The 15,294-nt window shown below is 60.8% G+C and carries 14 protein-coding genes; 9 read left to right on the top strand and 5 right to left on the bottom strand.

Features of this window, described 5'->3' with window-relative positions; all coding sequences use genetic code 11:
- Positions 1-246 precede the first annotated feature (246 nt).
- The 8 genes from leuA (at position 247) to FKG95_RS02290 (ending at position 9,841) form a co-directional block, all read left to right on the top strand.
- Positions 247-1,926, top strand: coding sequence for a 2-isopropylmalate synthase (gene leuA, locus FKG95_RS02325; protein WP_142894686.1), 1,680 nt, complete (start codon positions 247-249; stop codon positions 1,924-1,926).
- A gap of 168 nt (positions 1,927-2,094) precedes the next feature.
- Positions 2,095-2,748 (top strand): GNAT family N-acetyltransferase, encoded by a 654-nt coding sequence (locus FKG95_RS02320; RefSeq protein WP_179953891.1) that lies wholly within the window; start codon positions 2,095-2,097, stop codon positions 2,746-2,748.
- An 83-nt stretch (positions 2,749-2,831) separates the two neighbouring features.
- On the top strand, positions 2,832-4,175 hold the full coding sequence (locus FKG95_RS02315) for a TldD/PmbA family protein (protein WP_142894684.1): 1,344 nt from the start codon (positions 2,832-2,834) through the stop codon (positions 4,173-4,175).
- 118 nt (positions 4,176-4,293) lie between these two features.
- Entirely contained in the window at positions 4,294-5,217 is a 924-nt protein-coding gene (locus FKG95_RS02310) for a DMT family transporter (RefSeq protein WP_142894683.1), read from the top strand.
- Positions 5,218-5,286: 69 nt separating this feature from the next.
- Entirely contained in the window at positions 5,287-7,122 is a 1,836-nt protein-coding gene (locus FKG95_RS02305; protein WP_246116658.1) for an ABC transporter ATP-binding protein, read from the top strand.
- Positions 7,123-7,232: 110 nt separating this feature from the next.
- Positions 7,233-7,940, top strand: coding sequence for a lysophospholipid acyltransferase family protein (locus FKG95_RS02300; protein WP_142894682.1), 708 nt, complete (start codon positions 7,233-7,235; stop codon positions 7,938-7,940).
- A complete protein-coding gene (lpxK, locus tag FKG95_RS02295; protein WP_142894681.1) occupies positions 7,927-8,919 on the top strand; it encodes a tetraacyldisaccharide 4'-kinase in 993 nt (330 codons plus the stop codon). Before FKG95_RS02300 ends, lpxK begins: the two co-directional genes overlap by 14 nt.
- Positions 8,912-9,841, top strand: a complete 930-nt coding sequence (locus FKG95_RS02290) for a lysophospholipid acyltransferase family protein (RefSeq protein ID WP_142894680.1) — start codon at positions 8,912-8,914, stop codon at positions 9,839-9,841. Before lpxK ends, FKG95_RS02290 begins: the two co-directional genes overlap by 8 nt.
- A gap of 166 nt (positions 9,842-10,007) precedes the next feature.
- Here FKG95_RS02290 and FKG95_RS02285 read toward each other — a convergent pair whose 3' ends face one another.
- Positions 10,008-10,847, bottom strand: coding sequence for a M23 family metallopeptidase (locus FKG95_RS02285; RefSeq protein ID WP_142894679.1), 840 nt, complete (start codon positions 10,845-10,847; stop codon positions 10,008-10,010).
- Positions 10,844-12,343 (bottom strand): exodeoxyribonuclease VII large subunit, encoded by a 1,500-nt coding sequence (gene xseA, locus FKG95_RS02280; RefSeq protein ID WP_342779190.1) that lies wholly within the window; start codon positions 12,341-12,343, stop codon positions 10,844-10,846. The genes FKG95_RS02285 and xseA overlap by 4 nt, the downstream gene beginning before the upstream one ends.
- Before the next feature lie 252 nt (positions 12,344-12,595).
- Here xseA and purD point away from each other — a divergent pair, with 252 nt between their 5' ends.
- Positions 12,596-13,873, top strand: coding sequence for a phosphoribosylamine--glycine ligase (gene purD / locus FKG95_RS02275; protein ID WP_142894678.1), 1,278 nt, complete (start codon positions 12,596-12,598; stop codon positions 13,871-13,873).
- A 12-nt stretch (positions 13,874-13,885) separates the two neighbouring features.
- Here purD and FKG95_RS02270 read toward each other — a convergent pair whose 3' ends face one another.
- The 3 genes from FKG95_RS02270 to FKG95_RS02260 are packed head-to-tail and all read right to left on the bottom strand — an operon-like array spanning position 13,886 to position 15,267.
- Positions 13,886-14,305: a RidA family protein gene (locus tag FKG95_RS02270; protein ID WP_142894677.1), complete on the bottom strand. Its 420-nt coding sequence runs from the start codon at positions 14,303-14,305 to the stop codon at positions 13,886-13,888.
- 54 nt (positions 14,306-14,359) lie between these two features.
- A complete protein-coding gene (locus FKG95_RS02265; RefSeq protein WP_246116657.1) occupies positions 14,360-14,818 on the bottom strand; it encodes a nucleoside deaminase in 459 nt (152 codons plus the stop codon).
- Between the two features lie 56 nt (positions 14,819-14,874).
- Complete coding sequence (locus FKG95_RS02260; RefSeq protein ID WP_142894676.1) at positions 14,875-15,267, bottom strand: ArsR/SmtB family transcription factor; 393 nt, start codon at positions 15,265-15,267, stop codon at positions 14,875-14,877.
- Between the last annotated feature and the right edge of the window lie 27 nt (positions 15,268-15,294).

Raw genomic sequence — 15,294 nt, 5'->3', positions numbered from 1 at the left:
ATTTGTCTTCCAGAAGTGCCGTCCCGACAGGCCCGGTCTGCGCAGTTTTGCGCGCGAATTCCTTCCTGGAACAGATGATTGAGCTACGACTTATTTGCGGTCGCCGGGCCTGATGCGGCACCCGGTGGCTGGAGATTCCAACCGCAAATACACAGCAATTCCAAAGATGAAGACACAATGTAACGCCGGCAGTTGCAGCTCGCTCTAAGCCCGAGCGCCGCCAGCCATCGAAGAGAGACTAAAGCCATGAACCGCATGCCGATCGAAAAGTACCGTTCCTTTCAGCCCGTGAATCTGCCGGACCGCCAATGGCCGGGCAAAGTTATCGAAAAAGCGCCGATCTGGTGCAGCGTGGACCTGCGGGATGGAAATCAGGCTCTGATCGAGCCCATGGATCCGGCCCGCAAGCGCCGCATGTTCGAAATGCTGGTCCGCATGGGCTTCAAGGAAATCGAAGTCGGCTTTCCCTCGGCCTCGCAGACCGATTTCGACTTCGTGCGGGAGCTGATAGAAGAGAACCTTATCCCCGATGATGTGACGATCCAGGTTCTCACGCAGGCCCGGGACCACCTGATTGAGCGCACGTTTGAATCCATCAAAGGTGCCAAGCGGGTCATCGTCCATCTTTACAACTCGACCTCGACCCTTCAGCGCCGTGTCGTCTTCGGCCTGGACCGGCAGGGCATCATCGATATCGCCGTCGAGGGCGCAAAGCTGGTCAAGGCCCTGATCCCAAGCGTGCCGGAGACAGAAATCATCCATCAGTACTCCCCGGAGAGCTTCACGGGAACCGAGATGGACTTCGCGGTTGAGGTCTGCGAAGCCGTCATGGACGTCTGGGAGCCGACACCGGAAAAGAAAGTGATCCTGAACCTGCCGGCAACGGTCGAAATGTCGACACCCAATATCTATGCTGATCAGATCGAGTGGTTCAGCCGCAACATCAAGAACCGCGACAGCGTCATTGTCAGCCTGCATCCCCACAACGACCGTGGAACCGGTGTTGCCGCGGCAGAACTGGGATTTGTTGCAGGTGCCGACCGCATCGAAGGGACCCTGTTCGGCAACGGCGAGCGCACGGGCAATGTCGACATCGTCAACATCGCCCTGAACATGTTTACCCAGGGTGTCGACCCTGACCTGGATATCAGCAATATCGACGAACTGCGCGAAACCGCGGAATACTGCAATCAGCTGCCGGTTCACCCCCGCCACCCCTACGCGGGTGACCTGGTCTACACAGCCTTCTCCGGGTCGCACCAGGACGCCATCAAAAAGGGCATGGCGGCCATGAAGCAAAGCAACAGCGGGGTTTGGGAAGTGCCCTACCTGCCGATCGATCCGCAGGACGTGGGCCGGAACTACGAAGCGATCATCCGCATCAACAGTCAGTCCGGCAAGGGCGGCGTCGCCTATATTCTGCAGAGCGAATATCACCTGGAGCTGCCGCGCGGCCTGCAGGTCGAGTTCACGCAGCGTATTCAGGAAGATGCCGACAACACCGGCAAGGAAATCAGCCCGGAGCACATCTGGGAAAGCTTTCAGGACACCTACCTCTCCAACAAAGGACCGATCGAGTTCGTCGACCACCGCTCGGTGCCCGATGCCCATGCCTCGGAACAGCGGGTGCTGACCGCGACCTTGAAGGTTAACGGCGAAGAACGGGAAATCACCGGTCACGGCAATGGTCCGATCGCGGCCTATACCGACGCGCTCAAGCAGGAAATCGATCAAGAGATCTCCGTGCTGAACTACTACGAGCATTCGACAGGCAGCAGCTCGGACGCCACCGCTGTGGCCTACGTTGAAGTGAAAACCGGCGATGGGCGCAAGGTCTGGGGCGTCGGACGGCATGCGAATATCGTGAAGGCTTCGCTCCTGGCAGTAACAAGCGCCGCCAACCAGGTGAACGAGGCAACGAACTAAGCCGTGCTGTCAAAAAGGAGTCTGGTCGTGGTCATCCGTGAGATAAGCGATGATCAGACTCCGCTGCACTCTCCCGACGCACGGCTCTGGAACTAACGCGGCGAAGACTGGCGCCTAGGCAGAAACAGCGATGCAGGTTGTGAATTGACAGAGTCCTGTGAGGAAATAGTGCCGCGTATCACTTTACGTCCGCTCAAACCCGAAAACGCCCGAAACTTCGCCCTGCTTCTGGGTGGCGTCACCAGGCCAGCCTCCATGATGGCCAGACTGCCCCACCCTTGCACACGCAGCAGCGCTCAAGACTGGATCGAGGCGCATTCAACGGCGGACTCCTGGGCTTTCGGTATCTTCAGAAACCGTGACAGGAATTTTTTGGGCGCCGTTGCCCTGAATACCGCTGAAGCCGTCCCGGAACTCGGTTACTGGGTGGGCCGTCCCTATTGGTCCTGTGGCTATGCGACTGAAGCGGTTCACGCCATCCAGCGCATTGCCGCGGATCGCGGAATCACCCGTCTCGCCGCGGAGACCTTTGCTCAGAACCAAGCCTCGCAGCGCGTGCTGCTCAAAGCCGGGTTCCGTCCCGAAGGCGCAGTCCCCCGAGACTTTCCGGCAGCACAGGGAACAAACGACGTTTATCGCTACGAAAAGGACCTGCGCTGCTCGCACTCGTTTTTTGCCCGCGCGGCCGGGACCGGCGAAAATCCGACCATCGAGCCGAAAAAAACCGCCGAATTGGCGGCTTTAAACCGCAGCCTAGCTGTTGACACTGCTGGTGTCTTCACAGCCACGGCACGTCTTCATACAGCTCACAATACCGAATAGATTGCCTTACCGCCCCCCATGCACCTATATGACCTTCTGACAGCATCATCACGCGACTCTTCTCTCAGCGCAGGATCTCCTCAATGACCACCGACAGCGAAGCCCTCAATCTGCTCGAGGACCTGATCAAAAAAGCCAAAGCTCTCGGCGCGGACGCCGCAGACGCCCTGGTTTTTGAATCGGCCTCGCTTTCTCACGCCCAACGCCTCGGTCAAACCGAACGTATGGAGCGGGAGGAGAGCCGTGATCTGGGCTTACGGGTCTTTAAGGGCAAACGGCAGGCCATGGTGTCCTCCACGGACATGAAGCCGGAAACCCTGAATGCCCTGGCGGAACGCGCCGTTGCCATGGCAGGCGAAGTGCCCGAAGACGAATACTGCGGCCTCGCCGACCCGGAACTTCTGGCAACCCAAATCCCCGAGATCGAGATGTTCGATCCGGAGGAACCCAGCCCCGATGCCCTGATCGAGCGGGCGCGCCGCTGCGAAGAAGCCGCCCGGGCCGTGCCCGGCATCACGAACTCCGAGGGCGCGGAAGCCGGCTGGGGCTCGACCCGCGTCGCTCTTGCCACCAGTACGGGATTCGCCGCCGCCTATGGCTCTTCCGGCCATTCCGTGGGTGTCGCCGTCCTAGGTGGCGAGGGCAGTGCGATGGAGCGAGACTACGATTTTTCCAGCGCGGTCTTCGCGGAAGACCTGGAAGATCCCGCAGAAATCGGGCGCCGGGCGGGCGAGAGAGCCGTTAAGCGTCTGAATCCGCAGAAGCCGCCGACCGGCCAGGCCAGCGTCGTCTTCGATCCCAGGGTCTCCGGCGGTCTGCTCAGGCATCTTGCGGGCGCCATCAACGGCGCCGGCATTGCCCGCGGCACAAGCTTTTTGAAGGACAAGCTCAACCAGCCAGTCTTCGCCGAGGGCATCACCATCGTCGACGATCCGCATCGTCCGCGCGGGCTCAGCTCCAAACCCTTCGACGGCGAGGGCGTCGCGAACAAGCGCCGCGCCATTGTGGAAAACGGGCGCCTGACAACCTGGATCATGGACCTGCGCTCCTCCCGGCAGCTCGGCCTGACGACAACCGGCCATGCCTCCCGCGGGACTTCGTCTCCGCCAAGCCCTTCGACCACGAACCTGCACATGGAGGCGGGATCTCAGTCACCGGAAGAGCTGATGGCCGATATTGCAGACGGCATTTATGTGACCGAATTGATGGGCATGGGCGTGAACGGCGTCACCGGCGACTACAGCCGCGGCGCCGCAGGCTTCTGGATCAAAAACGGTGTTATTGCACATCCGGTCTCCGAAGCGACCATTGCGGGCAACCTGAAGGACATGTTCCTGAATCTGACCCCCGCCAGCGACCTGACTTTCCGCTTCGGCACCAACGCACCAACCCTGCGGATCGAGGGAATGACCATCGCCGGCGCATAGTGCAAACGCAGCGGCATTTTCCTTCTTCCCGCTGACCTTCCGTCCGGCTTGCCTCTAGTATCCGGATCGCATTTCGCACGCTTTGCCGTGTTGCATGACAGGCAAGAGTAGAGCGTCTATGATACCGCAACGTGAGACAGCCACGGAATACCCGGCGACGGGACCCTACCCGGTCGAGTCCGCGCCGCTCAAGGGCATCCTGCTCTATCTTCCGGCCATGGCGATCGTGCCTGTCATGGATGGCATCGCAAAGCACCTGAGTACGGAGATGTCCGTGATGCAGGTGAGCTGGGCCCGGTATTTCGCGCATTTCGCGATCCTTCTGCCCTTGATCCTGATCAGACACCGGCCCGCGCAGCTGATCCCGAGCCAGCCCTTTCTGCAGGTGATCAGAGGCGGCCTCCTGCTCATCTCGACAGTCTGCTTTTTCTGGGCGATTTCCCTGATGCCGCTGGCCGACGCCCTGGCGATCGTCTTCGTTTCGCCCCTTGTCGTGACAGCGCTCTCACCCTGGCTCCTGCGCGAAACGGTGGGCGTGCGCCGCTGGAGCGCCGTCGTGGTCGGGTTTTTGGGCGCCTGCATCATTATCCGGCCCGGTCCCGACATGTTCAGCTCCGGCGCGCTGCTCGCGCTGGCGGCAGGTACTTTCTATGCGCTCTACCTGATCGCAACGCGTCGGCTGGCCGGCAGCGCACCGCCGCTGATTACGCTCTTTTATACGGCTCTGATCGGCGCCGTGCTGCTCTCGCTGATCGTGCCCTTCAGCTGGACAACGCCAAATCTCGAACAAATCGGCCTGATGGCAGCTCTGGGGGCGATCGCCGCGGTCGGCCACCTGCTGGTCATAAAGGCCTTTCAAATGGCGCCGGCGTCCCTGCTCGCACCCTACGGCTATTCCGAGATCGTTATGGCAACTATCGTCGGTTATCTCTTTTTCGGCGATTTCCCCGACTACTTGAGCTGGATCGGCGTCGCCATCGTTGTCGCGAGCGGGATATATGTCTCGCTTCGTGAACGCAAGACCTCAAAGTCAACCCCATAACAGCACTCTAGTGCAGGGCTCACGACGCGTGGTAAGCTCCGCGCGGATTTCACCTTGAAAAGACGTACTTTGACCGAAACATCTGCAGCCTCCGAGAAGCCGGCGAAAGTCAAGCTGGCGCTGGACGCAACCACTAAAGAACTCCTGGGCCGCCTGATCCGCGTTTATGTCCGGCCTCAACTCACCCGGATTATCCTGGCCATTATCTTCATGGTCATCGTTGCCGGCTGCACAGCCGCGTTTCCGCAGCTCATCAAGCCGATCATCAATGAGATCTTCGTCAGCAAAAACGAAGCCGCCCTGATCCCGATTGCCATCGCGTGCCTTCTGGTCTTCGCCGCCAAAGGCGCTGCCGACTTTGCCCAATCGGTCCTGATGAGCGTCGTGGGGCACAGGATCGTTGCGGATATCCAGACCCAGCTCTTCGAGCGCTTAATCACCGCACCTCTTGCATTTTTTCATGCCGCGGCACCGGGGGCTCTGATCGCGCGCTTCGTCAATGACGCCAATTTGCTGCGGGCCGCCGTCTCCACCTCCCTGACCTCTTTCGGCAAGGACACCTTTACGCTCATCGGCCTGGTCTCGGTGATGTTTTACGAGGACTGGCAGCTCTCGGCCCTGGCCTTGATCGCGTTCCCCACGGCAATCCTGCCGATCGTGCGCGTGGGCAAGCGTATGCGCAAAGTCTCCGGCAGCACTCAGGTCGAAGTCGGCAACCTGACGACTGTCCTTGACGAAGCGTTCCAGGGGATCCGCTACGTCAAAGCCTATTGCATGGAAGCGTACGAAACCAAGCGCGCCAGCCATACGATTAATCAGGTCTTCCACCTAAACGTGAAGGCGGCGCGCACACGCGCGATCCTGCGGCCGGTGATGGAGATTCTCTCCGGCCTGGCGATCGTCGCCGTCTTGATCTACGGCGGAAATCAGGTCATCGACGATGTGCGCGATCCGGGATCCTTCTTCGCCTTTATCTTCGCCCTTTTGCTGGCCTACGAACCGGTCAAAAAACTGGCACGCCTGCACGTCAATCTGCAGGAAGGCATGGCAGCTGCACAGCGGCTCTTTGCTATTCTGGACGAAGAAGAGACGATCGTTGAGAAGCCGGGCGCCAAGGCCCTGGCCCTTTCCGGTGGTGAAATCCTCTTCGACAAAGTCGATTTCAGCTACCACCCGGAAGCCCCGGCCGTTTACGATCTCTCTCTTAAGGTGCCCGCCGGCAAGACCGTCGCGCTTGTCGGGGCCTCCGGGGCCGGGAAGTCGACCCTGCTCAACCTCATTCCGCGCTTCTACGATGTGAACGCGGGCCGCATCACGATCGATGGGCAAGACGTCAGCGGCGTGCAGCTCAAGAGCCTGCGCAGCTCCATTGCCCTGGTGAGCCAGGAAGTCCTGCTGTTCGATGACAGCGTGCGCGCCAACATCGCCTATGGGCGCCCGGACGCGAGTGAAGCCGAAATCATCGCCGCCGCGCAACATGCCGGCGCACACGATTTTATTCTCGGCCTGCCCGACGGCTACGACACTCAGGTCGGGCCCCGAGGCAGTAAGCTCTCGGGCGGCCAGCGTCAGCGGATCGCCATCGCGCGGGCCATGGTCCGGGATGCCGCGATCCTGTTGCTCGATGAAGCCACCTCGGCCCTGGACAGCGAGTCCGAACGCAAGGTCCAGGCCGCGCTCAGTAAGCTGATGACCGGCAAAACCACGGTGGTGATCGCGCACCGGCTCTCGACCGTCGTCGAAGCGGATATCATCTATGTCATGGACAAGGGCCGCCTGATCGAAAGCGGCGGGCATGCGGAACTCTTGGCCAAAGGCGGCGCCTATGCCAAGCTCTACGCGCTTCAGTTCGCTGAACAAGGTGGGGATTCGGATGGCTCCGGCGAATTCAGAATTCAGGCTTAAAGGACCGCCCCAACAGACCCGTCAAGAGGGTGTCAGAGCTCTTTTTACCAGGCGCTTCCCTTTGCGAGGAAGGTGATCGCCCGAGCCCCGCAGGATTGATTTCACCGGTTATGCGTCTCTCCAAGCGTTTCTTCAAATCCAGCGCAGTGCAGGGTTCCATCGCCGCGCTGGCCGCCGGTTACGTGAGCCTGGTGACGCGCACGGTGCGTTGGACGCTGCAGGAATCCGAGGAATCCAGGCGCCTTCGCCTCGGGGACGCGCCCTTTATCGCCTGCTTCTGGCACGGGCGAATGCTTTACATGCGCCGGGCCTGGAACGATAAGCGCCCCATCCATGTGCTGATTTCCGCGCACAGCGACGGTGTGCTGATATCGCGCGCGATCGCGCGCCTGGGCGTCGCAACGGTCAAGGGGTCGAGCCGGAAAGGCGGCATGTCCGCCTTGCGGTCCATGCAGCGGATCCTGGAGCAGGAGGGCAACAACGTCGGCATCACACCGGATGGCCCGCGTGGTCCGCGCATGCGGGCGAAGTCGGGCTCGATCAAAGTCGCACAGTTGACCGGCGTTCCCATCATCCCGATCTCCGGAAACACTTCGCGCCGCAAGATCTTCGGCTCCTGGGACCGTTTTTGCCTGCCACTGCCCTTTTCACGCGGCATTATCATTGTAGGGACGCCGATCACAGTTCCCAAGGAGCCGAACGAAGCTGAGCTGGAATCCCTCCGCCTGCTCCTGGAGGCGCGCCTGAACGACATCACCGCGCAGGCCGATCGTTATTTCGGCCAGACAGCGATCGAGCCCGCCGATGCACGCCCCTGAATTCTGGTCCCGGAAAGGGCTTGTTTCCCTGCTTCTGTCGCCCTTTGCGGCAGTTTACAGCCTTGGCGGGGCACTGCGCCTGCGTCTCGTAGAACCCCAGCGCGCCCCGGTACCGGTCATTTGCATCGGCAACCTGGTGGCCGGGGGCGCCGGAAAAACGCCGGTTGCCCTAGCCATTATCGCGCGATTGAAGGCCGTCGGTTTGCAGGTCCATGCCCTGACCCGCGGATATGGCGGCAAAGAGCCGGGCCCGATTGCGGTATCGCCCGAACGACACACTGCCGCCGACGTTGGTGATGAAGCGCTGCTGCTGGCTCAAGAAGCGCCTACCTGGGTCTCTCGTGACCGGCCGGCGGGCGCGCGCGCGGCCGCCGAGGCTGGGGCGGAGATCATCGTCATGGATGACGGTTTTCAGAACCCCTCGCTCCATAAAGACTTGTCGTTGATCGTCATTGACGGCGGTTTCGGCTTCGGGAACGGCGCCGTGCTGCCTGCGGGTCCCCTGCGCGAACCGGCGGCCAGGGGTCTGGCCCGCGCACAGGGCGTTGTTCTGCTGGGAGAAACCAGTACCGATTTCATGAGAACGCTGACCGAAGAACTGGCCATCACTCCAATTCAGGCCAGACTAACACCCCGCGAAAACGGTAATGAACTCTCAGGCAGGCGTGTTCTGGCCTTTGCGGGAATCGGACGGCCCGAAAAATTCTATGCCACCTTGCGGGAATTATCGTTCGAGATTGCAGAAACACGGGACTTTGCCGACCATCACCCCTATACCGACAGCGAGATCGGCACTCTGCTTGAAAGGGCGGAGACCTTGAACGCCATCGCAATCACGACGGAAAAGGACGCCGTGCGCCTTTCACCCCGCCACCGCGCCAGGATCGCCACCTTGCCGATAGAAGTGTCATGGCAGACTCCTTTGGAGATCGATCGGCTGATCGAAGCCGTTACAGAAGGACCCTCCGCCCGTGGCTGACGCCAATTTCAAAAAGCTTTTCCAGAAACTTGTAAAACATCCGGTCGAAGCCGCCAGCCTCTTCATCGCGTTGGGAGTCTTCCGGCTTCTTCCGATCGATGTTTCCTCGAATATCGGCGGCTGGCTCGGACGCACCGTGGGCCCACGTCTTTCCACGTCGAACCGGGCCCGGCGCAATCTGCGGCTGGCCTTTCCGGAAATAAGCTCCGCGGAGATAGAACGCATTGTTCTGGGTGTTTGGGACAACCTGGGCCGGGTTCTCTTCGAGTACCCGCACCTTGACCAGATCACCGCCAGGGAGTCCGGCCGGGTTGAGCTGGTCGGGGCCGAACATGTTTACGCCGGCGCCGCCTCGGAGCGCAGCGCGATCCTGGCCGCCGGTCACCTGGCCAACTGGGAAGTGATGGCTTTCGTTGCAGCTCAGCACGATGTCGATCTGACTATCATCGTCCGTGAGCCCAATAATCCTTACGTGCAGCCCGCCGTCGACAAGCTGCGGGGCATGTCAGGCGGACAAAGGATCTCGAAAGGCACGGACGGCGCACGCCAGGCTCTGCAACTTCTCAAACGCGGCGGTGTCCTGGGGATTTTGTTCGATCAGAAGATGAGCGACGGAATTCCCGTTTCCTTTTTCGGTCATACGGCCATGACCCCGGCAGCGCCTGCGCAGCTCGGTCTTCGTTTCAAATCGGATATTATACCGATCCGCACGGAGCGGCTGGGTCCGGGGCGTTTCCGTATGACCTGCTTCCCGCCGATCGAACACCCCGACAGCGGCAACCGGAAACAGGACATTTCCGACACCATGGAACAACTCAACCGCTTGCTGGAAGGCTGGATCACCGAGAAGCCCGAGGACTGGCTCTGGCTGCATCGGCGCTGGCCCAAGGCTACCTATGACGCGATGGAAGCCAAGGATTGACGTTTTGCGTCTCGCCTGGCTCCACAGACCCAGAGCAGATCCGGTTTAGATGGAATCGCCTACGGCGATGCGTCGTACGGGTGAATCTGCTCTAATTATATGATGTAGAGCGGGTTCACATGTTTTAGCGAAAACACAGAGTGTTTCCGTTAAAACATGACGCGCTCTAGTTCGTTGCAGGCATCGGCCCCGCCAGAAGCTGCGGATCGATGCGTTCCTCGAACCAGTTCATCCGCCAGTCCAGATGCGGACCACTGGAGCGTCCGGTGCTGCCCAGTGTTCCGATCTCGGTGCCTTGCGTGATCTTCTGGCCAACCTCGACCGAGATTGAATCCATATGCAGGAAGGTCGAGGTCAGGCCGTGTCCGTGATCCAGAATGACGGTGCCGCCGCTGTAATAGAGGTCCGGCTCTGCAAGGGAGATAACTCCGTCCGCGGGCGCTGCGATCGGCGTGCCCTTGGGGGCGGCGATATCAACTCCGAAATGCGGCCGTCGCGGCTCGCCGTTAAAAATACGCTGACTGCCATACACGCCGCTGATCCGCCCGATGACCGGCCAGACGAATCCATTTTCGAACCAGGGTTCCGGCAGGTCGATCGCGCGCACACGGGCGATTTCCTCATTTTCGCGCCGGATCCGCGCCTGAACCTCCTCGGGCGGGGATACGTATTTCTGGGGCACGCCGTTAATCGATTCGACATCGTAGGTCCGGGGTTTGACCGGTAGAAGGCGGGCCTCCTTGGAACCATCCGGATAGGTAACGTTCAGTTCCGCTTCAGCCTCCGCATCCCGCCCGAAACCAAGCACGAAACGCCCCTCAGGCGAAACCCGCAGCACACGGTCGCCGATCTGGACTTCGGCACCCGGCGTCACGGTCCCGATAATCAAGCCGCCCTGGATCAGATTACCATCGAGAATCAGATCACCCGCGGCATGAGCCGGGCCGAGCAACGGCAACAAGAGAAAAAACGTTAGAAAGCTAGAATTCAGCTTTTGCCATGTCATAGCAAAGTTCCTTGAGGGTCGCCTTTGGAAGGGCTGCTACTTTTGGACTTTATTGGTTTCGTTTTTTTGACAACGGGCGGCTTGTCATCTGGTTGCCGAAGCGTCGGAGCGTCACCGGCCGTAACAGAAACCTGCCCATCATGGAACTCAATGTCCAGTTTCATGCCGTCGGCAACCTCCGCCGCACGACCGACGCTTCCCTTTTCACCGCGCACAACCGCGAAGCCGCGCTGCAGAACATTCTTGTACGAAACGCTCTCGAGGATGCGGCCCAGCTCGGCGACCACCCGCTGCCGTTCCCGGGTCAGATCGCGTCCTGATTCGCCAAGGCGCCGTCCGGCATCAATCCGCTGATACGCCTGACGGAAAGGTTCGACCAGACGCGGACGCAGGGATTTCAAGCGTTCGCTCTGCGCCGAGAGCTGTTGCCGGGACAAGCGTATTTGCTGTCTCGGATGCGGCAACTGCGCTGCCAGTTCAACCAGAGTGCCGCGCCGGTAACCAATGAAGTTGTTCATGGCATTGCCAAGCCGTTCGGCGGAGTCATCCAGGCGCTGAGTCTTTTCCTCGAGCAAACGTCTGGGATCCGGCAGGCCGCGTCCCAGACCCTCGACTTCCATGCGGCGCTCCGTCAGGAAACGGCCCGCCCCGGCGAGCAAACGCCGCTCGAGATCCAGAGTCTGCGCCGTCAGCTCCGCGCGTACGGGGACCGCGATCTCCGCCGCTGCCGTGGGAGTCGGCGCCCGCCGGTCCGAAGCAAAATCGATCAGGGTCGTATCGGTTTCATGCCCGACCGCGGAAATCAACGGGATGTCGGATTCGGCAGCCGCCCTGACAACGACTTCCTCGTTAAAGGCCCAGAGATCCTCCAGGCTTCCGCCGCCACGCGCAACGATCAACACCTCGGGACGGGGCACGGCCCCGGTTTCGGAGAGGCTGTTGAAGCCCCGAATGGCCGCGGCGATCTGGCCTGCCGCCGCATCGCCCTGCACGACCACAGGCCAAACCATAACCCGGCGCGGAAAGCGATCTGACAGACGATGCATGATATCGCGAATGACCGCCCCGGTGGGTGAGGTCACGACCCCGATCACTTCCGGCAGGAAAGGCAGGTCGCGTTTTCTCTCTGCTTCGAAGAGGCCTTCGGCCGCGAGCTTTTTCTTGCGGTCTTCGAGCAGCTTGAGAAGCGCGCCCGCGCCCGCCAGCTCCATGCGATCGATGACAATCTGATACTTCGAGCGCCCGGGATAGCTGGTCAGGCGGCCGGTGGCGATCACTTCCATGCCGTCTTCAGGCTGCATCCCCAACCGTCCGGCGACACCGCGCCAGCACACACCGTCGAGAACCGCGGAATCGTCTTTCAAAGCCATGTAGAGATGGCCGGAGGCCGCGCGCTTGAAACCGGAGATCTCACCGCGCACCCGGACCCGGTCGAAGCTGGTCTCCAGGGTCCGCTTGACGGCCTGAGAGATTTCAGAAACCGAGAACTCGGGCATATTAGACGGTTCTCCTGGAACCATCCCGCCGCCGTCTGTAGAAAAGTCGCTCATTGCGTCGGCATCCTATGCTAAAAAGCCGCGCGGAGTGAAGGATGACTTAGAAGGACGACTTAGACTGCACCTGTTTCCGATTGACGCCGTTGGGACCATGGATCGCTTTCTAAGCATGTGGAGGAGGAGCTGAGCTCCGTTTTTCACTGAGACAGTGAAAAACGATCAGACTCGAAGGTTTAGAAGAAAGTATTTTCAATGAAGGTTCTTGTAGTCGGTTCGGGCGGGCGCGAGCACGCACTTTGTTGGTCTCTTGCGAAGTCTCCGCTCTGCAGCGAGTTGTATTGCGCACCGGGCAATGCGGGCATCGCATCGCTTGCGACCTGCGTCGCCGTCGGCGCCGAGGACGTAGAGGCTATCGCCAATTATTGTGGCGAAAACAAGATCGATTTTGTCGTTGTCGGTCCCGAAGGCCCCCTGGTTCTGGGATTGGTCGACCGCCTGAACGCCCTGGGCATCAAGTCTTTCGGCCCTTCCGCCGCAGCAGCCGCGCTTGAGGGATCCAAAGGCTTCATGAAGGATATCTGCGCAAAGTACGACGTGCCCACGGCCGCCTACGGCCGCTTCCGGGATACGGAGTCGGCCAAGGCCTTCATCCGCCAGCAAGGCGCACCGATCGTGGTCAAGACCGACGGTCTGGCCGCGGGCAAGGGTGTGATTATCGCCGAGACGGTCGAGGCCGCCGAGCAGGCCGTCGATGCGGCCATGACCGACGCGGTCTTTGGCGACGCGGGTGCGGAACTGGTGATCGAAGAATTTATGACCGGGGAAGAAGCGAGCTTTTTCGTTCTGACCGATGGGCTCTCGGTCCTTTCCCTCCTTTCCGCCCAGGATCACAAACGCGTTGGTGATGGCGATACAGGACTCAATACCGGCGGTATGGGCGCTTATGCCCCCGCGCCGGTCCTGACGCCGGATCTGGAGCGGCAGGTCCTGGCCGAGATCATAAAACCGACGATTGACGGTCTGCGCGCGGAAGGAAAACCCTACACCGGGGTGCTCTATGCCGGCTTGATGCTGACCCCGGACGGACCAAAGCTGATCGAATACAACGTGCGTTTCGGCGACCCGGAGTGCCAGGTGCTGATGCTGCTGCTGGAATCCGATATCCTGCCAGCGCTGATCGCAACGCATGACGGAACCCTCGAACAGGCGGAGCTGCAATGGCATCAGGAAACGGCCCTGACCGTCGTCATGGCCGCCAAAGGCTACCCCGGCAGTTACAGCAAAGGCGATGAAATCCGTGGTCTGACCGAGGCCGGAGCGGAAGAGGGCGTCGTCATCTTCCACGCGGGTACGAAGGCCGGTGAGGCAGGTGAGATCCTCGCCAACGGCGGACGTGTGCTCAATGTCACGGCGAGGGCGCCCGATATCGCGAAAGCGCAGGCACGCGCCTATGTGGCGGTCGACCGCCTCGACTGGCCGGGCGGCTTCTGCCGCAGAGACATCGGCTGGCGGGCCATCAAACGCGGCTAGACTGCTTCCTCGTCACGCCCTGTTCGGGTGACGGAACCGTTCTCTTGGGATCTCTGCGATCGCCGTGATCTCAACCATCAGCCTGGGATCATAGAGTCGCGAGACCTCGACGGTCGTCGTCACAGGATAGGGTTCGGCGAAGAATTTCTTCCGCACCGCGCCCGAGGCCATGAAGGCCTCGATATCCGTCACATACTGCGTGAGCGAGACAACATCGGCCATGGTTCCGCCCACATGGGCCAGGACCGCTGAGATATTGCTCAGGGTCTGCCCGACCTGAGCCTGCATATCGTCCTGCCCGACCACTTCGCCGGCGGGATCCAGCGACACCTGCCCCTTCAGATAAAGAGTCTGTCCCTCACCCTGCACAACGCCCATGGAAAAGGCACCGAAAGGCGCCCAGACGTCGGGTGGATTGAAGCTCTCGATCATCGCGGCAAATTCCTTGTCAAATGGACGCTTATCGGTTCAGCCGTCTGGAACAGACTACCGACGCGCCTTGAAAAAATCGCGCAGAATTTCCGCGCAGGCGGTTTCTTCCATCCCTCCGATCACTTCGGGACGGTGATGACATGTCGGTTGCTCGAAGATCCGGGGACCATGATCGACGCCGCCGCCTTTCGGGTCGTAGGCGCCGAAGTAAACCCGTCGGAGGCGCGCAAAGGAAATCGCCGCCGCGCACATTGGGCAGGGCTCCAGTGTCACGTAAAGATCGGCTTGCTCCAGTCTCGTCTGTCCCAGTTTTTCAGCGGCCTCGCGGATGACAAGCAGTTCGGCGTGTGCCGTGGGATCATGCCGGGTCTCAACCAGATTGTGTCCCTCCGCGAGCAGCTCACCGCTCTTCCCATCCACAAGGACGGCACCGACCGGGACCTCGCCCGCCGCCGCGGCCGTACGTGCCAGAGCCAACGCCCTGTGCATGGGACCTGCTTGCTTCAGGGGCATGTCACGGACCTATCGCTTTTCAAACCGAGCGCCCCGGACTGTCACGTCCCGGACTGTCATTTCCCGCCATCGCGACCCTTCATGGCTTTCGGCTTCGCACCCGCCTGCTCGGCCCGCATCTGAATTTGCCGTGCACGATCGAGATAACCCGCCAGCTGCCCGAACTGCTGCTCCCAGAACTTGCGGTGCTTGCCGATCCATTTGTCGACGGACATCAGAGGTTCCGGCTGCAGGCTGCAGCGCCGCCACTGCGCGTCGGTTTCGCGCCGGACCAGACCGGCTTTTTCGAGCACCTTCAAATGCCGCGAAATAGCCGGCGCCGAAATGTCGAAAGGCGCCGCGAGTTCGCCGACGGGCGCTTTCCCTTTGGCCAGGCGTTCCAGAATAGCCCGCCGTGTCGGGTCTGCAAGCGCCGCAAAGGTCTGACTCAGAGGATCTGTCGAGGACATTGTTTAACAGTCTCCTTAATTAACATT

Source organism: Denitrobaculum tricleocarpae, from assembly GCF_007004665.1.
In the GTDB taxonomy this organism is placed as follows: Bacteria; Pseudomonadota; Alphaproteobacteria; order Kiloniellales; family Kiloniellaceae; genus Denitrobaculum; species Denitrobaculum tricleocarpae.
The sequence above is the reverse complement of the archived record's forward strand: the minus strand, read 5'-3'. Positions and strand labels throughout refer to the sequence as shown.

Bases quoted from the DNA above. Each gene is read 5' to 3' on its own strand.
- xseA (WP_342779190.1), bottom strand. From the start codon at position 12,343: ATGCCCGAGTTCTCGGTTTCTGAAATCTCTCAGGCCGTCAAGCGGACC.
- FKG95_RS02315 (WP_142894684.1), top strand. From the start codon at position 2,832: ATGACCACCGACAGCGAAGCCCTCAATCTGCTCGAGGACCTGATCAAA.
- FKG95_RS02270 (WP_142894677.1), bottom strand. From the start codon at position 14,305: ATGATCGAGAGCTTCAATCCACCCGACGTCTGGGCGCCTTTCGGTGCC.
- FKG95_RS02260 (WP_142894676.1), bottom strand. From the start codon at position 15,267: ATGTCCTCGACAGATCCTCTGAGTCAGACCTTTGCGGCGCTTGCAGAC.
- FKG95_RS02265 (WP_246116657.1), bottom strand. From the start codon at position 14,818: ATGCCCCTGAAGCAAGCAGGTCCCATGCACAGGGCGTTGGCTCTGGCA.
- FKG95_RS02300 (WP_142894682.1), top strand. From the start codon at position 7,233: ATGCGTCTCTCCAAGCGTTTCTTCAAATCCAGCGCAGTGCAGGGTTCC.
- purD (WP_142894678.1), top strand. From the start codon at position 12,596: ATGAAGGTTCTTGTAGTCGGTTCGGGCGGGCGCGAGCACGCACTTTGT.
- leuA (WP_142894686.1), top strand. From the start codon at position 247: ATGAACCGCATGCCGATCGAAAAGTACCGTTCCTTTCAGCCCGTGAAT.
- FKG95_RS02285 (WP_142894679.1), bottom strand. From the start codon at position 10,847: ATGACATGGCAAAAGCTGAATTCTAGCTTTCTAACGTTTTTTCTCTTG.
- FKG95_RS02310 (WP_142894683.1), top strand. From the start codon at position 4,294: ATGATACCGCAACGTGAGACAGCCACGGAATACCCGGCGACGGGACCC.
- lpxK (WP_142894681.1), top strand. From the start codon at position 7,927: ATGCACGCCCCTGAATTCTGGTCCCGGAAAGGGCTTGTTTCCCTGCTT.